The sequence below is a fragment of the Aquimarina besae genome (assembly GCF_042434905.1).
In the GTDB taxonomy this organism is placed as follows: domain Bacteria; phylum Bacteroidota; class Bacteroidia; order Flavobacteriales; family Flavobacteriaceae; genus Aquimarina.
This window is the reverse complement of the sequence record NZ_CP170199.1, coordinates 2,525,277-2,547,827: the sequence shown is the minus strand read 5'-3', so window position 1 is coordinate 2,547,827 and position 22,551 is coordinate 2,525,277. Positions and strand designations below refer to the sequence as shown.

Here is a 22,551-nt window from a genome sequence, read left to right as displayed (position 1 = left end):
AAAAAATGAAGTTGTTTTACCAGGAATATAATTTTTACCATTTATTCCGACACACCTTAAAAACAGTCTTGCGAAAAACATCGCACACTCCTTAAAAACTCCTCCCTTTTTAAAAAAGGGAGGTGGATTCCGATTTTATCGGAATTCGGAGGGTTCAATTACCCCACACCTACCAAAACCCCAAGAGATCTCATATTCTTACTTTTTACCTTGGCACTTCATTATGAAGTAAAATTCAGGTAAAATCCCCTGGTCTGGGTACCCAATAATTAATTATCTTAGAGCTTTACTCCAATTATTTAATTACAAAACATCAAAATGTCTGTAGCAACCATACCAACCAGCGATCGAATTAAATTACCCTTTACTTTTGATGCTAAAAAGATGTTAGAGGAGTTCAAAGCTTTTACACCGGAGCATTTTGAGTATTATGATGTCATACCATTACGAGCACCTGCACATCAAGTAGATACATCGCTACCATTTCCTCCGCCAGCAGATGATTATGCCGATGGCTCTTGGACCGATTGGTTAGACACCAAGGCATTACAGCAATCTCCTTATCTTACCAGTGTGGTAGATTTTTTTAGAGCACATACAAAAGTGACATTAGTGCGTTTATTACGTTTGGCACCTGGAGCCATTGTAAAAGAACATACAGATCCAACATTGGGATTAGAAATAGAACGATCTGTGATTCGGTTAACCATTCCTATTACTTACAGTGATGATGTCATATTTTACCTCAACAATACTCCAGTTTCTATGTTACCCGGAGAATGCTGGTATCTAAGATTAACAGATCCCCATAAGATTGATAATCTAGGGAATACAGAACGTGTTAATTTCACTATTGACATGATCCCAAATGATTGGGTGCGAACGACAATTATAGAAAGTGATGCTCAATCACTAAATCTTACATAAGCATTTTATGATGCTTAAGAACGTATGCCTCATCCTAAAATTGATTCAGGTTCCCACAAGAATATAATATAATCATCCCCATAATTGATGCTGAAAATATAATCAGCGAACTACCACTAAACATCGTTTGATGTAAAGTGGATTATTACTTTTTAATAAAATTTAAAACAAAAATTATGGAACACAAATTAGCAATTGGGGTTTTTCGAAGGTTTGATCACGAGTTAGTAACAGATCATAACGATTCAGAAACGGAACTGGCATTACACAACAGAAGAAAAGATGCCTTGATCGATGTATTTGAGAATGAAGATCAAATAATTGTCAAGGATTGGGGACAAACCAAAGACACAGAACCGCACGAATTTGTTGAATTGGTTTTAGGAATCGTAGGAACAGCTGTTTTTAATTATGCTATCGTGCCGGGACTCAAATATGTTGGAGAAAAGTTAGCTGAAAAATTGGTTGACGATGCAATCTCAAATTCTGCCAAATGGATTATTTCGAAATTACGACCGAAACAAGAATCAAAAGAAATATTAGATTTTCAGATTAAATTACCTAACGGAACTTTAATTGCCGTAGATCCACCTGATAGAAATGCATCCATTACCATTCATTTTAATGATGGAAAGGTGGAATCCATAAACTATGACGCCGAAAAGTCATAATGGATAAAATAAAAACACATCCTATTATTCGAGGCAGGTCACTTGTATTCTCATCTTAAAAATGTTAAACCTACATCAAAAACGCACATAGTTTAGCCGTAAATGAAGTATATTTAGCGCTTCATAAATTATCTTAAGCCTATGTTGTCAAAATTCTATAACGTAAAAAATTTAAAAGGAGATTTTACAGGTGGATTAGTTGCCGGAGTGGTTGCATTACCGCTCGCCTTAGCTTTTGGAGTACAATCAGGTATGGGTGCTACAGCCGGTCTGTATGGAGCCATAGCTGTTGGTATCTTTGCTGCCCTATTTGGAGGTACCGAGACACAAGCCAGTGGTCCAACAGGTCCGATGACCGTAGTTTCTGCAACGCTAATTGCCGCTGCTATAGAAATGAATGGTTCTCTAGGTAATGCGATGCCTATAATCGTAGCAACTTTCTTGTTAGGTGGACTCTTCCAGATATTATTCGGATTTTTAAATATTGCGAGTTACGTTAAGTATTTTCCATATCCCGTAGTCTCAGGATTTATGAGTGGTGTAGGTTTGATCATTGTGATTCTGCAACTTTTTCCATTTGTGGGTTTAAGTTCGGCAAAATCAACCACAGCAGTTATGCAGGATTTACCTAGGCTTTTTTCTGATGCCAATCCATACGCGTTACTATTAGGAGGGATCACTATTGCTGTATATTACCTCTTTCCAAAAATAACCAAAGCAATACCCAGTGCTTTGGTAGCCTTGATCGTTGCTTCGCTGGTAGCCTATTTTACAAAAATGGACGTACCTTTAATTGGAGAAATACCATCCGGATTACCATCGCTTCAATTAGGTGGCATTTTTGCAATAGATTCTGGTGCACTAAGCGTTATTATCGAATATGGAGTCGTTCTCGCTGTATTAGGAAGTATAGATTCCCTTTTAACCTCTGTGGTTGCCGATAATATGACCAAAACCAAACACAATAGTAATCGAGAATTGATCGGGCAAGGGATTGGTAATATGTTGGCAGCAGTAATTGGTGGTATTCCGGGAGCTGGTGCTACTAAAGGAACGGTAGTGAACATCAACGCAGGTGGAAAAACCAGATTATCCGGAGTATTACACGGTTTATTTTTATTGGCTGTATTATTAGGTTTAGGAAAACTGGCAGCACATATCCCTCTTTGTGTATTAGCTGGATTATTGATCCCTATTGGATTTAAAATAGTAGACTTTAAAGGATTAAAACACTTATTAAAAGTACCTAGAGCCGATGCCCTTGTATTGATTCTTGTATTATTTATTACCACTTTTGGAAGTTTGATACAAGCGGTTGGTATCGGTGTGGCATTAGCTTGTTTATTATTTATGAAAAAAGCCGGGGATTTGAGTGAACAAGGAATGGAAGTTGGAGATATTGCCGATTTTGACGGTTCTAAACCTTGGCAAGACGAAATTGAATTCTACGACCGCTATAAAGGCAAAGTCATTATTAAACATTTGTATGGACCGTTATTTTTTGGTTTTACTTCCTATTTTAAAGATCAGATCAAAGCATTACCAAAAGATGTAAGGGCTGTTATTTTAAGAATGGATCGTGTTCCTTATATTGATCAATCAGGTATCTACACCCTTGAGGATACCATTTTTGACTTACGAGCACAAGGAATTGAAGTAATATTTGTAGGACTCAAAGAACAACCTGCAGATATGCTCAAGGCGGTTGATATCATTCCGGATCTTGTTCCTGAAAACGATCTATTCGAAAATATTGAGGATAGCTTTACCTATTTACGAGAGAAGTTCAAACAAGGGTCGGAAGCAGTGTAAATAAAATTAACAACACAGATAATTCTATAGTTTCTTATCAATGAAAAAAACTTTATTTGATCTCACTAAAGAAGAGTGGAATACATTATTCCCTATTGAATTGGTAGATCACAATCCTGAATGGAAAAGAATTTATAAAATTGAAAAAGAACGAATATTAAAAAAGATTGGATCCGCATCTATTATACGAATAGAACATTTTGGGAGCTCCTCAATTCCATCCATAAAATCTAAACCCTATATAGATATGTTGATAGAAATTCCAGAAGAATTACTATTCGACGAAACCTTGATTTCAGATTTTACCGATTTAGGATATTCTCATTTTGTAGTACCAAAAAGAGATAACATTGAAGCCTATTCTTCCTTTGGCAAAGGATACAATCTTGAAGAAAAAAAAGAACAAATTTTTCATATCCATATGTGCCCTAAGAACAATATGATGTGGAAACAAATTGGGTTTAGAGATTATCTGATAAAAAATCAGGAGCGAGCTAAAATGTATGAAAATCTCAAAATTCAGTTAGCGAAGAAATATAAGAATGATCGAGGAGCATATGTTCTAGGAAAAACCAAATTTGTATATGAAACTTTAGAATTGATTTAGTAAATCTTATTTAAATCAATCATCGAAATCTTGATTAAATACTTTCTTTAACACATTTTTAACCCTGGAGAAAAGTTAGAAAAGCTCAAAAAAAACGACATTTAAGAAAAACAACGGTCACATGAGTCTTTCTAAAATTTCCTTTACCAATGCAGAAGGTCAGACGCTTTCAGGGCGTTTGGAATTACCCGCAGATCAACATCCTCATAATTTTGCGCTTTTTGCACACTGTTTTACGTGTAATAAAAATCTGGGGGCGGTTCGTAATATAAGTCGGGCGCTCACTTCTCAAGGATTTGGTGTACTACGATTTGATTTTACAGGTTTAGGTGAAAGTGAAGGTGATTTTGCTGATACTAATTTCTCAGGAAATGTAGAAGATCTGGTTGCGGCAGCAGATTTTTTAACCAAAGAATACCAGGCTCCATCTCTATTGATCGGTCACTCTCTTGGTGGTGCGGCAGCTGTATTTGCAGCGGCAGCTATAGACTCGATTAAAGCAGTTGCCACTGTGGGAGCACCTTCTGATCCAATACATGTACAGCATCTGCTACGAAGTGGATTAGAAGAAATCGAAGCAAATGGTAAAGCCGTTGTAAACCTCAGCGGAAGGGATTTTACGATCAAAAAACAGTTCCTAGACGATCTGGAAAAAAAATCATTACCAACAGTAGCAAAAAACTTGGGTAAAGCATTATTAGTGCTACATTCTCCACAAGACACTACCGTGGGTATTAGAAATGCGGAAGAAATTTACCACGCTGCAAAACATCCTAAAAGCTTTGTGACCTTGGATGGTGCAGATCATTTATTAATGCGAAAAGAAGATTCTATATATGTTGGAAAAGTGATTGCGGGTTGGTCCTCCAGATATGTAGATATTCCAGAAGAACCCAAATTAAAAAGTCAACATCACGTGGTTGCCAGTCTGGGAAATGAAGAAGGTTATACTACGCAAATGAAAGTGGGAAATCATTATATGGTTGCTGATGAACCTGAAAGTGTGGGCGGTAATGATTTTGGACCTTCACCTTACGAATTGGTTTCTGCCGGATTATCAGCTTGTACAGCCATGACCATTAAAATGTATGTTGCCAGAAAAGGTTGGGATTTGCAAAATGTGGAAGTACATACCAACTATGACAAAAAACATATGGAGGACTGTGAAAATTGTGAAGATCCTATGGCGAAGATAGATACGTTCGAAAGAGAGATCAAACTAGAGGGAAATCTAGATGAAAAACAAATTCAGCGAATTCTGCAAATCGCCGATAAATGTCCGGTACATAAAACACTGCATTCTGAAACACAAGTGATTACTAAGCTGATTCGCTAATTCATATCAAAAAGGGAAGTTTATATAATACTCACTACTTCCCTTTTATCATTATGAAAAGTATAAAAATTGATATAATCTATTCTGACCAATAGTGTAAGGTAACTTCAATCCAACCTTCCGGGGTTTCATTTTCGGGACTTACCTCAACAATGGCGGAAGATGCACCGTCAAAGTAACCATCACGGGCATCAAAGCGATACATTCCTGTGGGAAGGCTTTCAAAAAGACCTGCCTCATAAAGGGAATCGAAGTAAATCTCACCTGTTTCTAAATTTGTGGCACCGTATCCAGGTAATGTTCCTGCCGGAATTTCTTGACCTGACCACTCGTCGACTAATCTAACATAGACGTCAAATCTAACTTCACTTTTTTCTTGGTACGTAAACGCTTCTATTTGTGAATTATGTGTGTCTTTCTCGCAAGAAAAGAATAAACAGATAACATTTAAGCATATGAGTTTCCTAACAAGTCTCATCACAACATTGATTTAAAAGTTATTTTATAAATTTCAGCATATTTGTTTTGAGATCGATTACCTAATGATTACCATAATGTTATATAAACTAGTACTCATTAAGATAGACCTGTCCAACCAATAATAAAAAACCACTAAACTACAAGTAGCTAGTGGTCTTTGAAGCATTTTACCCCCAAAATGCTTTGGTTAAATCTTTTATTTTTTTATCAGTCTTTTCGTTCGAAAAATCTTTCCATTCAAATCCTGAATAGACAAAATATAAATTCCGGATTGTTCTGTTCCTTTAAACTGAATCGTAGTGCGATCCGAAACTATGTTTTGTACTATTTGTTGGTGTATTACTTTACCATTTAAATTGTACAATAGTATTTTAAACACACCTTCTGAATCTTTGGAAGCCTTCATTGTTAGTTGATCCGTAAATGGATTGGGATAGATATCAAAAGTCAAATCATTATCACCTGCATCCAGAGGTGGTGACGGTACTTTATATATATCTGCACTTATACGTAATGTTTCGCAATCGCCTAAATTCGTCCAACCAGAAGAGGTACGCTCATATAAGTATCCGGCGTAGGTAACCTTATCTCCGACAGTATAACTGACATTGCTTTGCCACGGAAAAATACCTTCGCAAATATCTACAGGCACGTTACCTGAAGTAGAATAATTAACGATTAATCTTGCAGCTTTACCAGCACCTCCTTCATAAGAATCTGCCACTCTTTTGGCAGAAGTATTGGTGAGACTAATTCCTTTACCGCGTATGATAAAACTAGCATTGTTACCAGACGTCCATCCACTTTTGTTTACCAAACTCTGAACCATATTCTTAAGATTTGGAGATCGCTGTGCAGTACCATTCTGACCACTGGACCATGAATTTGGATTCCAGGTAACTTTACTGGAGAATGTGGTTCGATTCGAAACTTTATCGGAGTTACTAAAAGCTGGTGAATTGTTGCTATTATGTAAGGATATTTCCAGTTCGGCATTAGCACTGTTACTTTCGTCTGCCGTAAACTGTAGATAGGCACTGGTTATGGTAGCATTTTTTGGCAACGCCAGTGATCTAAACCTAAGTCCTATGATCTGATTACCTGCATTACTATAACTATCATAAACCATTTCCAGATCACTACTATTTGCATATAAATCTCCGTTTTGGCGCTCCTCAACATCATCTCCTCCGGTAGTAATGGCGACTTCGATACTGCCGTTATCAGGATCGGGGTCTACAGTAGTACCTTTATTGATAGTTACCACACTACCATTAGAAGGATTCCATATGTCCAAATTAGTAGGGATTTGAAACACATTGTCATTAGAAACTGATCCTACTTGCGAAGCATTATCCACCTTAATGGTTCGGATTTCTGTTTTTTCTTCGTCCACAAAAATCCATTTGAATTGATTAAATCTTGCAGAGTTTCGAGTCCAGTCTTTATTATCGTCATTAGATCTAAGAGGAGCTCCCCAACAACCTTCGCCTGCATACACAGTTCCGTTTTGATCATCTCGGATAAACCCTTCATCACTTCCAGACCCTGAACTTGGTTTGACCGGCCAGGTAGTTTTTACGGTATGTGCATCGCACTCTATCACAAGCTTCACTCCTTTTTCATAGAATAACTGCGCCCAATTGTTATATTGACTATTTCCTTCGGATTTATAAGAAACATGTGGACGCATGGGTTTATGATACTGTGCCATTTTCCAAATCACATTATGACTAGCGTTCAAATCATTACGCAACCAAGTAGTCTGATTCCCAGAAATTGAAATTTCAGTATTTAAAGTATATGTTCTTACCAGATTATCTCCAAAAGTAAGTGCATAATATACGCTGGATGAAGGGGTGTCAAACAAATGATACACACTATTGTTGCTATCCTCGTGGTTACCTCTAGTTGCCACAATCGGAAACATTCTGCCATCTGAAGCTATTGTCAAGTGCCAATCATTAAACCAGGTTTGCCATTGACTGTTGGTATCATCATCTGTCATATCACCTCCAAACAAAACTGCATGTGGTTTTAACTTAGCCACCAGGAGATTTGCGTTCTGCCTTGGAGTTCTGTTATTTCTAGAATCTCCTCCTGCTATAAAAGACAGTCTACTTCTATCGGCCGGAGCTGTTTTAAACCAAAATCGTTCACTACTGCCCTGGCTATCTCTAATTACAAAATAATATGCTGTATTAGGTTGTAACCCTGTTAACCGTGCAAAGGTATTATTCATACCTTTATAAGAAACCGTTCTGTCTGGTGATTTAGAATTTGGATAATTCGTATAGTTTGTTCCGTAGTCCGTTGTACCATAGTATACGATAGGGTTGTTACCAGATGTTTGGTTCCATCCAATAACGATCGAGGTTGCAGGATTGCCTCTCAGCATCAGGCGGTATTTATCATTGGAGGCGTGCAATTGTAGCCCCATAACCAATATCAATAGTGTAATACTTTGTTTCATTTAAGCAGATGATTAGGTTAGTTGTTTCAAATTTAAAAGTTCTTTTAAGTATAATATTCTCTCTAGTGAAATCTTAATAATTACATAATTTCTATAACTTCAACTTAGAAAAAGTATAACCTTAGTTTTACAATCAATTAACATATCTTGTTTTTTATTTGTATGATGAAACGTGATCAAATACAATTACTGCTTAAATTCAGCGTATTTTTTATTTTTATGGGTAGAGCTTGGCAGCATCTCTTTTGGGACGCACCCTACCGTACTTTTTTCTGGGACGAATCCCTTTTAAAACCTATTATAGAGGGCTTATTTCAAACCCCTTGGCAGGAATATGCCACAAGTAAAAAAACAGATCAAATCATTCAGATAGGAATTAAAATTAATGGAATGCTATACCTCATTTCAGGAATTGCTTCACTAATTATTAAAAAAACGAACTTTAGATTATATAGATTACCCATTCTTTTGGGTGGCGTTAGTTTGGTCATACTTACCCTTTTAATGACCAAAGAAAAATTCTATCACGTTGCACAGTTTTTTGAACATAGTATCCAATTTGGATTACCTTTTATGCTACTCTATAGTTATTCTAACAAAATAAAAACAAATCGATTCATCGTATCACTCAAGGTTCTAACCGCTGTTACTTTTTTCTCACACGGATTGTATGCTTTTGGATTTTATCCCGTCCCCGGAAAATTTATAGATATGACCATTCATATATTTGGTTTTTCTGAATCTACTGCTATTGCTTTTTTATATGTAGCTGGTCTTTTAGATTTCATCATTGCAGTTTTAATTTTTATCCCGAAAATTAATACGTATGCTTTATGGTATGCTGTGCTTTGGGGATTACTTACAGCCTTTGCAAGATTGGTGGCAAACTTTTATTGGGAGTTCCCCTTGCAATCCGTTCATCAGAATTTATATGAAGTTTTATATCGACTACCACACGGATTGACTCCTTTACTGATTATTTTGATTTCTATAAAACACGGAACAGAAGTAAACAATCTTCCTCTCAAGCTTCGTGATATGAATCAAAAATCCCATTGAAAAATCAGGATAAACCTGCCTACCAACAGACAAATAGGTTCAGCTATATTTTTGGAATACACTATTATACAACGTTTCAAAACAGAGTTTTACAAATAAAAAGGCTGTCCGTTATGGACAGCCTCCCTACTAACTCAAGTTGTAATTTACTTAATTACAAATCTTTGTGTTTCACCTTGTACTTGTAGTAAATACATACCTGCTTCAAGGTTTCCAACGTTGATAGTTTTACTAGCGCTGATAATTCCTTGTCCAACAACCTGTCCTACCATATTCATAATAGTATAAGGGTTATTAGTGTTCTTAGCAGTTTTCATAGAAACCTGTAACGCTCCCCCTCTTTGCAATGGATTAGGCGCAATTGTAAATCTAGAGATATCCTCTTCATCTTCTGTTCCTAATATCGGAGTGGCAGGACCAAAATCAGTAGCCACCACTGCAGATCCACATGAACCTTCATAAATCTTCACATTAGAGAATATAGAGTTATTTCCTGATCCGGCATCGTTATCATTAATGAATACCAATCGATCCATACTTCCTGTGTAGAAAGTTCCAACCGGAATTACATACGTAGTTGTTCCTCCTGCGTAGTTATCATAATTTGTTACTCCATAATTTTGAGTACCATGAACTTTGAAATATCTATTAGCTGTTAATGTATTATCATTTTCGAAACCAACTGCATGAATTTCTCCCTGAGAGGTACTACTAAAGTCAAATTCTATAACCGTATTAGAAGTGACTGTATAATTTAGTGCAATATACTTCCAGGTGTTATTAGACATTGATAATCCAGCTCCTCCATTAACGATAGAGAAATTACCTGCCGCATCTTGGTTAGAGAATGGAGTGATTGAGAAATCATTAAAATTAATAGCATCACAAGTAGGACCCGGATCAACTGTACCATTGGTAATACTTAAACCATCAATAGTAACATCACCTTGCCAGCTTGTTCCTGTAACTGTGTTAAGACGTAATTGTACACTTGCGTTTCCTGCATAGGCAGAAAGATCAATATTAGCAGTATTCCAGTCAGTTCCTTGAGCTCCTGATCTACTAAACACACTTGTCCAATCTCCGGTATTATCTGTTCTTGCTTCTACATCAAATGTACCAACAGCGTTTCCTACCATATGGTATTGGAAACTTAGTGTGGGCGATGTTAATCCACTGAAATCTAAACAAGGAGAATTTAAAATCGCTCTCTTATTAGGATATCCTGTCCCATTTCCAGAAGCTTCTACATAGATATATGAGTTCCCATCAATAGCACTACTTGGTCCTGTTCCATTAGAAGGAGTACCGTTAGAATCTACAGTCCAATCTAAATCATCCCCAGAACCTTGAGACCAATCTCCGATATTTCCTTCAAAACTTTCACTGTAAGGGAATGAAGCGATGTCTCCTGTGCACTCATCACCACCTGGACCAGGTCCTCCTCCATCACAAGGATTCACGAAGGATACTGTCTGGTCTGTTTGACCATTCGAACCACCGTTATTATTTTCATTAGCATCCTGACCCACTCCACGTTCTGCAAATGCTTTCCAAATAATACACTCATATTGTCCTCCGTAAAGATCTTGATCTGCTTGTAGAATACCATCTCTACCTGATACAAATCCAGGATTATTAGCAGTGTTCTTTAATCCTTCTATAACTAGGGCCATTGCGATATTATTACCACCTGTTCCGTTATAAAAGTCAGGATCAAATCCTTCAGCATCAATAAGTCCCCAAGTCATGTCCCATAGAATAGTAGCAAAAGCATACCCTACTCCGTGCGGTCTTGCCAATCCACCTATATCTGCGTAATCTGTGTTATTAACTGATCTATCAATAGAATAAGGAGTCGGACGAATACCATCTCCGGTAGTTGGTTGATTTAATGCATAAGTTCCGATTCCTCTAGAGTCTGTTCCTGTATCTCCAGCTTTCATAGTTAGCATTAATCCAAACCAATCAGACCATCCTTCACCCATTTGCTCAGAACCTCCTAGTGTATTAGAAGCTGGACCACCTACCAATCTTATAGAGATACCGTGCCCATACTCGTGAGCGATGATTCCATTATCCAAATCTCCATCTCTGTCAGGGTTTGGACTTGTCCATAAAAACATCTGCATTCTGGGATTACCACCGTCGCCCGGTGTGGCAAAATTTGCATTATTGCTTCCACTACCATCTTGTGCGTCAGCGTTTACAGAATCGCCTCCGGCTCCACCTCTACCATAGTTGTTTTCCTGGAAGTTACCACTAGCTTCATCAAAACCGTACTGATAAAACACATCGTGCATGATGTTGTTCCAATAGAACAGATTTGTTATAGCCGCATCGTCATAAGTTATAGGACCTTGGGTAAGATCTATCGGGAAATTAAAATCTAAGCTTGCTCCGCCATCTGGGGAGAAACCAGTTCCGTTATTTCCATTTCTATCTTCTTGTGCCCATACATTGTTTCCTCTGGTAATGGTAAACTCTGCACCTGCACTACCATTAGTATCGTGCCATCCAAATGGAGATGCAGTTGGGTCAGCAGGATCTGTTACTATAGAACGATTTCCGTGACTAGGACTTTCTACGGGCATTGCATATACATTATACGAATCCGGAGCTAATGCAGCGTTTGCTTCTGCTTCTGTTGGTACCGTTGGGATCGCTTTATCAAATAACACAGAGTCCCCGTGATTATGAGATTCGTGATCAGGGGTTCCAAAGTTACAGGTAATTACCCAATCCTCTGTATATAAAATTTTACCTGTAGCTGCGTCCACATTAGCATTCCACCAGTGCTGACCATCTTTCTGATAAATGCTCACCCGCCAAGTTAAAACTAGTTGATCATCTTGTTTAAGGTATACCTGTTGTGCCTTTATGGGCTCTAATGAAATACCGGAATTATCATAAACCAATGCCCCATCAGTGGTACTTTTTGATCTTACCAATTGAGGAGATTGTAAATTATGTGCCCTCGCAACATTCATAATTGCATTCTCAGGAGAAAGTGATGCTTTTGCAGAAATTACTTTGGATTTAACATCCTTTACAAACTGATCTATTTCCCAGGTTACTTTCTCCTTATTTTTTACAGTAAGTTTATAAGTCGCATACTGTATTGGAATTCCTTGATAATACTGCTGAACATAAACGTGCTGTATCGCAGGATTTAATGATGGAACTACATCGGTTACTTTCCACTCTGACACATCTTCTGTGGTCAGAGATGATTTAGCTGTCGTGCTGTTGAGATGATTTTTCACAATACCATCCATGATGTTTTGTGCAAACATTGTTTGTCCTATAAAAAGTGCGAATAGAACAAACGAGTACATTTTTTTCATATGTATAAATTTTGAATTTGTGTTAACTAAAATTAACAAAATCAAAAGTATTAATCACATAAATACCATATCATTGAAATAAGTTTAACGATTTCACATTTTTGATGAATTTTTTTCACGCTTAAAAACTTGTTTTTTTAATCTAACTACCAATTGTTAGTTAGCCTACATAAACACTAGAGTTTATAAATTTTTTTCAATCAAATTATCTATAAAGCCTGAAAATCAGAATAATAACTATACCTTTTGTTTATTACGGGATATCAGTAGTATTTTTTTTAACTTTTTTTTAAAAATCGATACTTTTGAAGCACTTTATCCGTCTTTTGATTAACGAATCAAAAAAATAATTAAACAACTTATTCTTGACGTAAATCTTTTAGCCTTAAAATATTTCTATATTTTTAGGTTTGTATAATGGTGAAATATCTATTTAATTTGACAATAACTAGAAATTACTGAAGATGATTTATATTTCCATTAAGAACATCCTATATTCCTAAAAATGAAAAGTCCCGTCTTTGAATCTTGCTTACAATCCACTCACAGCATATTGATTCCCAATGAAATTGTTACACCCTTTGTGATCCAGAAACATAGAAGAATAGTTGTTTACATTCAGTTTGAAAGTAGATCGGTTCAATTTCACGCCGCTTTGCAAAGAAGAAACGAGCTGTACTTTGTTATGTTCAGTAAAAAAAATCAAAAACAATTAGATATTTTTCCAAGTGATTATTTTAAGGTTCAATTGCTTGAAGACACCTCAAAATATGGCGTAGAAATGCCGGAAGAATTGGAAGCTGTATTACAAAGTGATCCTGAAGCTTCTGAAATTTTCGAATCTTTTACCGATGGTATGAAAAGAAGTTTGATTTACTATGTACTAGGATTTAAAAATTCCCAAACCCGTATTGATAAAGCTTTAATGATCACAGAAAATATAAAGCTTGGTATCAGAGATAAAAAACAGATTCTAAAAAAAATATAATGAACATTAGTTAAGATTTACATATTAAAATACTATTCTATGACTAATGATAAAAAAGGAATTCATTTTAATGGAAGCATACAAGAATATTTATCCCTTGGATATTTTTTTACCGTTACTGGGGATCGTTAGCAATTCCATTTATTATGGTTTGATTGGTATCAACATTATCAGCTATTCAAATATTTTAGATGTTTTGTTAAGTCCAGTAATTATTTTTAAGTAGGACATTGCAGTTCCTTTAGCCATTATTGGTTTTACCATTATAATCTATCTTCTGATCTATCCATCGCAAAAAAATCCATTAAAAAGAAAGAAAAAATGCTTGCCAAAATGGGAAAAGAAAAATACGATACATTACTATTACAATTAAAAGGTTTGAAATCTACTTTTCCTGCCATCATTCTTTTCAGTTTTTATATTGGTTATGCTACTGGAGGAGGTGCCAAAACCAGAAGTAAAATAGAAAACAAGACCTATAAACCGACCATCTAATTACCTTCACAGATGGAGAGACAACAGACATAAAGCTTATTGGTCAGAACAGTTTTTATCTATTTTATATTCGGGAGAACTCTTCAGATATTATTATTTCGCCAATAGAAAGTAACATTAAAAAAATCCATAAAAAGAAAACTAAAGAATGATCTTTTTATAACTGGATGATATACAGGAAGTAATTCCTAACGCAACCATTCTAACCTTTTTTCATCTTCCTTTTAAACAATCAAAAGATGAAAAAAACAAAATTATTAGTATTAAGCGTACTCATAGTATGTTTACAAAGTTGTTGTCCTTTCCTTGTGGATTGCCAAAACGATGACGATTTTCCTATAGAACCAAGATTTACCCAATATGAACCCGTATTACTAGATCGTAGCGATTTTGAGAGCTCAGTTGTTCTTGAAGATCCTATGGCTATAGAAACTTCTGGAAAAATCTACATTAAAGACAATTTACTTTTTATTAATGAAGTCCACAAGGGATTTCATATTTATGATAATACAGATCCAACATCACCAACTCCAATAAAATTTCTTAAAGCTCCGGGGTCTACAGATCTAGCCGTTAGAGATAATATGATATATATCAACCAAGCAACAGATCTAATTGCCGTAGAATATAGTAGCACAAATGAAATAACGCTCACAAAAAGAGTAGTTGATGTATTTCCGGAGTTGCGTTCTCCAGACGGTTTTTTACCCTATGGTACCCCTGAAAATAATGTAGTAATAGGGTGGACACGAATTAATTAATAAACAAAAAAATGGAATGAATTGTGGTTACTAAGTTGATACTGATTGTAATGATTTTTGACCAATCCCATCTGCCCGTCGATAGCAGGTTCACTAAACAAAAACTTTAAAAATAAACCAATGAAAAAATACATCTATATGATCCTCACTTCCTTTATCGTATTCAGTTGTGATTCTGAATCTAGCGGTGATTCTTCTACTCCTACTTCTGATGGTCAAGGGGGATCGTTAGCCACTTTTACATTAAAAGGAGACTATTTATATACCGTTGATAATACTGATCTTACAGTTTTTAATATCACCGACATCAAAGATCCCGTACAAGTCAATACGATCCCCATTGGATTTGATATTGAAACACTATTTAGTTATAAAAACTACTTATATATTGGATCAAGAAATGGAATGTTCATATATGGACTAACAAACCCAGAATTTCCAGAAAAACTATCTCAGGTAGAACATTTTACAGCCTGTGATCCAGTAGTTGCAAATGATACACACGCTTTTGTCACACTACATTCTGATACATTTTGTGGCAATAATATCAATGTTTTAGAAATATATGATGTTACCTCAGTGACAGAGCCGATCCTGATTAATTCCAGAAATCTTAACTTTCCCAGAGGGCTTGGTCTTTACGGTGATTTTTTAATAGTTTGCGATGATGAAATCAAAGTATTCGACATATCAAATCCTGCAACATCCAACTTGGTAACGTCTATTGATCAAAATGCGTTTGATGTGATTATTTCTGGAGATCTCCTTATCGCTATAGGAGAAACCGGTTTGTATCAATACAGGCTTGCTCCAAATACAAATTCTGGTATGAGTATAACAGAATTAAGTACGATTAACATATAACAAAATCTAAAAACCTCTTAAATCCTTTGCTTTGAGCTAAAACTGCACTATATTGGTTACTCTAAAACTTAACAAATCATTAAATTATGAAAACGCTAAACCTAGTAGTAATTACTATTTTATCGACGGTAATTCTTGGCTGTAAAGGAGATAAGAAAGAAGGAAAAGAATACGAAAACAAAGTAAATGAGGTAATAACAGAAGAAACTACTCAAGAAAAAGAAGAAATTAGTGACGCAAAAACATTAGCTATTTCGCTTTCTCCAAAAAGTGAAAGTAATGTCTCAGGTAACGTAACTTTTACTGAAGATGGAGGGATGGTAACTATGGTGGCGTATTTAAGTGGATTATCTGAAGGAGAACACGCAATCCATATCCACGAAAAAGCAGATTGCTCTTCTGAAGATGGTAAATCTACTGGAGGACATTGGAATCCGACTATGGAACCCCACGGAAAATGGGGCGCTTCTGAAGGGTATCACAAAGGTGATATAGGAAATTTTAATGCTGCAGCGGATGGTAAAGGTTCTATTACTTTTGCTACCAATGAGTGGTGCATTGGATGCGGAGACGATAAAAAAGATATTGTTGGAAAGGCAATCATTGTTCATCAAGGAACTGATGACTATACATCTCAACCATCAGGTGCCGCTGGAAGCAGAGTAAGCTGCGGAGGCATTATTCAATAAAATACCTATTAAATAAAAAAAAGAGTATATGCATCCAGATGATATACTCTTTTGGCTTTTTTATAAAAACAAATTAATAGTAGTATCCTAACCAATTTTACATGCAGCCCAACGAATTAATCTCGCAATTACAACAAAAAAATGAAAAAGCTTTTCAACGTATTTACGAAATGTATGCAGAAAACATTTTTGGTGTAATTTATACTATTTTAAGAGATGAAACTTTATCTGAAGAAGTGCTGCAAGACGTATTTGTAAAAGTGTGGGATAAAGCAGATTCTTACTCAGAAAAAAAGGGGCGTTTCTTTACCTGGATATTAAACATTGCCCGTAATGCAGCTATCGATAAAACAAGATCTGTAGCGTTTAAAAATGCAAAACAAAACCAAAGTGCTGATTATTTCGTAGATATATTAGAAGAGAAAAGTAATTTTTCAAATAAGATAGATGCAATTGGTATCAAAAAATACATAAACGTGCTTGAACCAATTTGCAAAAAAGTAATTGATTTATTGTTTTTTAAAGGATTCACACAAAAAGAAGCCTCAGAAGAATTAGACATTCCTCTGGGAACAATTAAAACACGGAACAGAATTTGCATTAATAAATTAAGAGAAGTCTTAGCTGTATAACTTATGGACATAAAACAATACATATCATCAGGAATATTAGAGCTCTATGTGTATGGTGCATTATCAGAAAAAGAAAATGCCGAAGTTTACAAAGCATTAAAAGAACATCCGGAAATTGAGGGTGAAGTAAGAGAAATAGAAAAATCTCTTATGCAATTATCCACTGCTACTGCTCCATATAATCCAGAATCTGTTTTTAATCGGATAAAAGATAAGTTGAGTTTTACTGACCGTGAAGTAGATGTGATTCCAATAACACGAAAACGTACTAATTGGCCGGCATTTATTGGTTGGGCTGCATCTGTTGCATTACTCATTGGACTATTCTTACAGTTTAATAAGAATAAAGAATTACGTCAACAAATAGTAGAATCACAAATAGAACAAAACTTATTAGAAGGGAAAATAAATGTTGCCGAAGAAGATTTATCTAAAGCTAAAACATTGTTAAGCGTGCTTCGTGATAAGGACATACTTCAGATCCCATTACAGGCTCAGAAAGTAGATCCAACCGCATATGCTGCGGTATATTGGGATAAAGAAAAACAAACCGCTTATATTGATGTAGCCGGATTACCTACTCCTCCACCCGGCAAAGTTTATCAAGTATGGTCTTTAAAACTGGATCCGCTTACTCCTACCAGCTTAGGAATATTGGATAAATTTTCTGAAGAGGAAACAAAAATCTTCTCTCTTACAAATACAAATGAATCTGAAGCTTTTGGAATCACTTTAGAACCCGAAGGAGGAAGCGAATCACCTACCTTGGAACAATTATACACGCTAGGTGTTGTAGAATCATAGGTTATCTTTGACTTATAAAAAATGTTTTGATTAAGCATCTTTGGGAGAGATTATCAGCTCAATGTTAGAGAGAGAGCTAGATAGATTACCGATTTCAGTGTTTCTGTCTATTCATTTTAGATAACTATCAAAAAAGAACCAAATAATTTTCTTTAGATAATTCACGTTTTAGACTTTCTTTTTTAGCTTGGTTTACTATTGTTCACTTTTAATTATCAATATCTTGTATCTCATCTGTAATCCAACCATAGAATTTTTTCTTTTTCTTAGAGTTGTATAGTAATCCGAATCTTCCGGTAATCTTTTTCTTTTGCTTCGGATTTTCAAGAACTGCTTTAAAATATACGGTGTTTAATCGCACCGCATCATAATGCACTTTTTTGATAATTGCTGTATTTAAGAAATCATAGTGAAGAGAATCCTTTAGTAACACCGTGGTATTAGAATCGATTAATATATCTTTATTCAGTTTTTCGGATGTTGCTATGTTTGGAATATCATGAAGTAAAATTAAAAAATCACTATCGATCAATTTTCGATTTTTAAATGTTCTAACACCTATAACGCGTATGGTTCCTTTATCATTACCGATCCCAACAGGAAAGGTCTCATCAATCGTATCCATCACAATTTTGTTAGATACTATCGGATCTTGTTCATAGGTTTTAGAATCTTCTTTTTTAGTACCGGATCTACTCGAACAGGAAACTAAAAAAAAAAGACCTATAATTTTAATGATAAGTTTCATACATCCTGAATTTTATGTACAGCACTATGGTTTATTTTGAAATCCAGTAGCAACAATAGTGTACTGTTTAATTCACAAAAACACTTTAATTGTTCATTTCTTTTCTTCTCGTAAAATTTTCTCCATTTTACGACCTTTTGCCAATTCATCAATCAGTTTTTCCATCTGTCTACATTGTTTGTATACTTCAAATTCATCCTCTATATCCTCAATTCTATAACCACAAACGACTCCTTTAATCATATGTGCGTTCTGGTGTATTTTTGCTTTTTGAAAAAATGTTCTAAAAGTTACTTTTTCGTCAATCAATCTTTGTAATTTTTCTTCATCAAAACCTGTAAACCATTCTATTACCTTATGGAATTCTTCTTTTGTTCTACCATTCTTCTCCAGTCTATTCCAGTAGAGTGGATAAATGGATGCAAATATCATATTGGCAACTTTTTCATTTTTTTCGACTGTAACTTTCATTTGTATTCGTTTAGAATTGAATTATGCTATAGCTTAGCGCTAAAATTATAATAGGTATTTCCAAAAGAAGATTTTCGGAGAATTACTAAGGTAGGAAATATGTAATAAATGTTCAGGATTTAATTGAGCATGTTACTATTTTTATTTTTCCTTTTTTTCGTTCTCTATATAGTTTTTAATCAACTCTAGGAACTGTTTTTTTGTATAAAATTGATTCAGAAATTCTTCAAAAGTTCCTTCGTTTGTTATTTCTTCAAAATATACTTCGTGATCAGTTCCAAATACAGTTGGGTTATCGGGGTTTGGATCAGACAAACAAATATAATATCCATCAGGAAAACCGTAAGAGAATGCAATTTCCATAAATTCCATGGTACCATCTCCAACAATTTTTTTGATTTCAGTAAGATTGGTCATTTCTTCATCTTCAAAATCAGCGCCCCATTCATTAAAATCATTTGTACCTTTGGTGAGCGGAGTAAATATTCTTTTTCTATAAAAAGTTTGTCCGTAAGGTATTTCATGGTCAGAAAAGAAATGAGAAACCAAACTTTTATAAAACTCTTTTTTATTCTCTTCATAAAGATCTTTGTATTTCTCATAAAAATCATCTACACCGTATAGCTCCTCGCCCCAGGGTTCTTTAGGGTATAAAGGGTGCTTAAATTCTATGCCCTCGATATATTCTCGTAATGAAGTTCCTTTTTTGAAGCTTCCTCCCAAATCTGTAATTCTATCCAGTATTTCTTTTTTCATTTATTATTATCGCCTAAGGTTTACTAGAACAAAGATGACTAATTTTTAAAAAAACATTTACATCTAAGTACTCTATCATTTTTATAGGTATATATAAAGAATGATACCACTTTTATTTGGTATTCTTTTGAGGTTATATCTTGGTATAGTTATATTTATCATCATAAATTGCACCTAAAACCTTATCCCCGTCAATTTTGAATTCAATCTTATTACCATCAATACCGTCTATAAAGACATTTTTTGAAATTGGAACCAAGGGATATTCATAAGTGTTTTCTTCATCAAACTCTTGATAATACAATTGCCCATTTTTTATAAGAACCTTGATCAAATAATCTTCTTCTTCGTTATCTTCTTTATAATCTCCAATATAATTTTTGTATTCTTTTATGTCGATGTCAATTCTCGTAATTTTCTTAGGTTTCCAAATGTCAAAATGAAAAGTATTAGCGGTAGCACGTAACATTTCTCTAAATAAGTCATCAACTCCATCGGAGTTTACTAACATCACAAATCCGTTTCCTTTTTTTGGATCCATAGCCATAAAGCTATAAAATCCAGGAACTCTACCAGAATGAGAAAAGAGAAAAAGATTATCCTTTTTTATTAGATCAAACCCCAAACCGTATTCATTTCCTTCTAATATTTGCTTAGCTGTTTCTGGTTTTAAAAATGTGTCATTACCATTAACAATATGAGCAACTTTAACACAGAATTTTGCTAAATCATGAGACGTCGAAAACAATCCTCCTCCACATTTTTCAATAGTGTTTTTATATAAACTCTCATGCACGACTTCATCTTTATATGCGTAACAAAAACTAGTATTGCCAGCATCTGGAAATACTGTCTCAAAAGTACTGTTCCGCATATCAAAAGGAGTTAAAACTAATTGATGGGCAATATCTATAAATGATTTTCCTGTTATATCTTCTAACACCTTTTGAATTAAATTATACCCTTGATTAGAATATTTAAAAGTGTCTCCCGGTTTGGTGTCAAAAGATACCGGCTGTAATGGTGACTTACCGTCTAACATTTCATTGAGCGTGTATATTTTAGCACCTTTTGCAAATCCTTGATCTCCAAGTTTCATACGTTGTTGTCTTTTTAAACCAGATGTGTGTTGAATAAGTGTTCTTAGTGTAACAGGAGTGTCTTTAATGAACTCACTATCTGGCAACTCCCAGGTCTTTAGATACTTTTTAATATCTGTATCTATGTCTAAAACCCCATTGTCCTGAAGTTTTAAGATAACCATTGCGGTTACGGATTTACTAATGGATCCAACTCTAAAAACCGAACTATCTTCGACTGCTATTGAATTTTCTTTTTGACATAATCCATAACCTTTTGTCGCCTCAATCTTAAAATCTTTTATGGTAGTTAAGGAGAAACCAACTGCTCCATAATGCTTCATTCTATCTACTAGCTGATAATACACAAGATCGTTTTCGATTTGAACGGTCGGAATTAATCCATTTTCTATTTTAGATAAATAAGTGCTTTCCTTTTTTTTAGTTTCTTGACTATCGCAGGAAATACTGAAAAAGAAAATAACAGTGAAAAAGAAGGTGAGAGTAGCGTTACATTTGATAGTTGTAAAAGTATTCATAATAAGTGTTTTTTGTAAACTTAAAACATCTTTAATATTTATAATTGGAGAATTGAGACACTATTCTATTATTTGTTTTAGCTTCCAGAAGTAACTAGTCGTATCAGGATTATTTGCAATATATTTTAGTAGTTTTTTAGGAGATTCTCCGGCCAGAGTTTTGAAATGATTTATAAAATCAGATTGATCATAATAGGCTATATCAGCTATTAAATCAGAAGTGTTTCTGTTCTGACCAGAAAAATTTTGGATAGCTAATCTAAATCGAACCGTATTTTTGTAATCTTCAAATGAGCAAAATAGATATTTTTTAAATTGTCTTAAAATCGTTCTTCTACTCAAACTTACTTGATTTTCTAGCTCATTCATTCTAATGTTTCCTTTCGACTTGTGTATTAGTTTTATTATCCTTGAAAGTTTATCTAATTTACTGTCTCTATTTTTATAGGTATTCTGAAAAAAACTTTCTAAAGCATCAATTCTGTTTTCAATACCTTTTGTTAAACTAACTTTATTAAACTCTTTACTATTACCAAAACCAAATAGACCAACTTCAATCATTGAAAGCATTTTAACATCAAAAAAATTATGAATGGCCAGAGGGAAAAATTGTATACCGATTATATCATATGCATTATTTATTAGAGCAGTTCTAAACTTTGTTTTAGCAGCAGATAAAATTACTGTGTTCTTGTTTTGTTCCTTTTCTACATTAAATACGTTGTCACTAATGTTGACCGAAGAATCAGAGAAGATATTTATGGTTTCAATAAAATGCGGATAATAAATAAATTCTGTTCTTTTATTATCCTTTGATTTGATGAAATAAAAGGAGTTAATATATTTTTTTAATAAATCTGATTTAGGTTTAAATTCTTCGATTACCATAGTATGATTTATAATTTGATTTTCAGAAAAATCAACTCAACTTATTACCTGCGTCGTCAAATCTATGAATCAGGTTAAGGCAAGTATGCCCGAAACATTCAATATAAGCTCAACTACCTTAAAGA

At 34.6% G+C, this 22,551-nt stretch carries 21 protein-coding genes; 13 read left to right on the top strand and 8 right to left on the bottom strand.

Annotation, left to right across the window (positions count from 1 at the left end):
* Window positions 1–318: 318 nt before the first annotated feature.
* The 5 genes from ACE94K_RS11120 (at window position 319) to ACE94K_RS11100 (ending at window position 5,353) form a co-directional block, all read left to right on the top strand.
* Window positions 319–927 carry an aspartyl/asparaginyl beta-hydroxylase domain-containing protein gene (locus ACE94K_RS11120; protein WP_378184130.1) on the top strand — a complete coding sequence of 203 codons (609 nt, stop codon included), beginning with the start codon at window positions 319–321 and terminating at the stop codon, window positions 925–927.
* Window positions 928–1,103: 176 nt separating this feature from the next.
* Entirely contained in the window at window positions 1,104–1,598 is a 495-nt protein-coding gene (locus ACE94K_RS11115; RefSeq protein WP_378184128.1) for a hypothetical protein, read from the top strand.
* 141 nt (window positions 1,599–1,739) lie between these two features.
* On the top strand, window positions 1,740–3,410 hold the full coding sequence (locus ACE94K_RS11110; RefSeq protein WP_378184126.1) for a SulP family inorganic anion transporter: 1,671 nt from the start codon (window positions 1,740–1,742) through the stop codon (window positions 3,408–3,410).
* Between the two features lie 40 nt (window positions 3,411–3,450).
* A complete protein-coding gene (locus ACE94K_RS11105; protein ID WP_378184124.1) occupies window positions 3,451–4,017 on the top strand; it encodes a GrpB family protein in 567 nt (188 codons plus the stop codon).
* 121 nt (window positions 4,018–4,138) lie between these two features.
* Window positions 4,139–5,353, top strand: coding sequence for an alpha/beta fold hydrolase (locus tag ACE94K_RS11100; protein ID WP_378184122.1), 1,215 nt, complete (start codon window positions 4,139–4,141; stop codon window positions 5,351–5,353).
* A 79-nt stretch (window positions 5,354–5,432) separates the two neighbouring features.
* Here ACE94K_RS11100 and ACE94K_RS11095 read toward each other — a convergent pair whose 3' ends face one another.
* Window positions 5,433–5,831, bottom strand: a complete 399-nt coding sequence (locus ACE94K_RS11095) for a hypothetical protein (protein WP_378184121.1) — start codon at window positions 5,829–5,831, stop codon at window positions 5,433–5,435.
* 198 nt (window positions 5,832–6,029) lie between these two features.
* Window positions 6,030–8,306: a fibronectin type III domain-containing protein gene (locus ACE94K_RS11090; RefSeq protein WP_378184119.1), complete on the bottom strand. Its 2,277-nt coding sequence runs from the start codon at window positions 8,304–8,306 to the stop codon at window positions 6,030–6,032.
* A 162-nt stretch (window positions 8,307–8,468) separates the two neighbouring features.
* Between ACE94K_RS11090 and ACE94K_RS11085 the strand changes: the two genes are divergently transcribed.
* On the top strand, window positions 8,469–9,365 hold the full coding sequence (locus tag ACE94K_RS11085) for a DoxX-like family protein (RefSeq protein WP_378184117.1): 897 nt from the start codon (window positions 8,469–8,471) through the stop codon (window positions 9,363–9,365).
* Window positions 9,366–9,511: 146 nt separating this feature from the next.
* Here ACE94K_RS11085 and ACE94K_RS11080 read toward each other — a convergent pair whose 3' ends face one another.
* Window positions 9,512–12,712: a M36 family metallopeptidase gene (locus tag ACE94K_RS11080; RefSeq protein ID WP_378184115.1), complete on the bottom strand. Its 3,201-nt coding sequence runs from the start codon at window positions 12,710–12,712 to the stop codon at window positions 9,512–9,514.
* 505 nt (window positions 12,713–13,217) lie between these two features.
* On the opposite strand from ACE94K_RS11080, the gene ACE94K_RS11075 reads away from it, so the two are divergent.
* The 7 genes from ACE94K_RS11075 to ACE94K_RS11045 all read left to right on the top strand — a co-directional run bounded on the left by ACE94K_RS11075 (window position 13,218) and on the right by ACE94K_RS11045 (window position 17,945).
* Window positions 13,218–13,700 (top strand): YdeI/OmpD-associated family protein, encoded by a 483-nt coding sequence (locus ACE94K_RS11075; RefSeq protein ID WP_378184113.1) that lies wholly within the window; start codon window positions 13,218–13,220, stop codon window positions 13,698–13,700.
* Window positions 13,701–14,033: 333 nt separating this feature from the next.
* A complete protein-coding gene (locus tag ACE94K_RS11070) occupies window positions 14,034–14,195 on the top strand; it encodes a hypothetical protein (RefSeq protein WP_378184111.1) in 162 nt (53 codons plus the stop codon).
* 239 nt (window positions 14,196–14,434) lie between these two features.
* A complete protein-coding gene (locus ACE94K_RS11065; protein WP_378184109.1) occupies window positions 14,435–14,956 on the top strand; it encodes a hypothetical protein in 522 nt (173 codons plus the stop codon).
* A 120-nt stretch (window positions 14,957–15,076) separates the two neighbouring features.
* Window positions 15,077–15,820, top strand: coding sequence for an LVIVD repeat-containing protein (locus ACE94K_RS11060; protein ID WP_378184107.1), 744 nt, complete (start codon window positions 15,077–15,079; stop codon window positions 15,818–15,820).
* Window positions 15,821–15,906: 86 nt separating this feature from the next.
* Window positions 15,907–16,509, top strand: a complete 603-nt coding sequence (locus ACE94K_RS11055) for a superoxide dismutase family protein (RefSeq protein WP_378184105.1) — start codon at window positions 15,907–15,909, stop codon at window positions 16,507–16,509.
* Window positions 16,510–16,610: 101 nt separating this feature from the next.
* Complete coding sequence (locus ACE94K_RS11050) at window positions 16,611–17,141, top strand: RNA polymerase sigma factor (RefSeq protein ID WP_378184103.1); 531 nt, start codon at window positions 16,611–16,613, stop codon at window positions 17,139–17,141.
* A gap of 3 nt (window positions 17,142–17,144) precedes the next feature.
* Window positions 17,145–17,945: an anti-sigma factor domain-containing protein gene (locus tag ACE94K_RS11045; protein WP_378184101.1), complete on the top strand. Its 801-nt coding sequence runs from the start codon at window positions 17,145–17,147 to the stop codon at window positions 17,943–17,945.
* 208 nt (window positions 17,946–18,153) lie between these two features.
* Here ACE94K_RS11045 and ACE94K_RS11040 read toward each other — a convergent pair whose 3' ends face one another.
* From ACE94K_RS11040 to ACE94K_RS11020, 5 genes are all read right to left on the bottom strand, one after another.
* Complete coding sequence (locus ACE94K_RS11040; protein ID WP_378184099.1) at window positions 18,154–18,693, bottom strand: hypothetical protein; 540 nt, start codon at window positions 18,691–18,693, stop codon at window positions 18,154–18,156.
* A gap of 93 nt (window positions 18,694–18,786) precedes the next feature.
* Complete coding sequence (locus ACE94K_RS11035) at window positions 18,787–19,164, bottom strand: DUF2200 domain-containing protein (RefSeq protein ID WP_378184097.1); 378 nt, start codon at window positions 19,162–19,164, stop codon at window positions 18,787–18,789.
* Between the two features lie 141 nt (window positions 19,165–19,305).
* A complete protein-coding gene (locus ACE94K_RS11030) occupies window positions 19,306–19,920 on the bottom strand; it encodes a hypothetical protein (protein ID WP_378184095.1) in 615 nt (204 codons plus the stop codon).
* Window positions 19,921–20,053: 133 nt separating this feature from the next.
* On the bottom strand, window positions 20,054–21,538 hold the full coding sequence (locus ACE94K_RS11025; protein WP_378184093.1) for a serine hydrolase domain-containing protein: 1,485 nt from the start codon (window positions 21,536–21,538) through the stop codon (window positions 20,054–20,056).
* A gap of 60 nt (window positions 21,539–21,598) precedes the next feature.
* Window positions 21,599–22,426, bottom strand: coding sequence for a helix-turn-helix domain-containing protein (locus ACE94K_RS11020; protein ID WP_378184091.1), 828 nt, complete (start codon window positions 22,424–22,426; stop codon window positions 21,599–21,601).
* Window positions 22,427–22,551 lie beyond the last annotated feature (125 nt).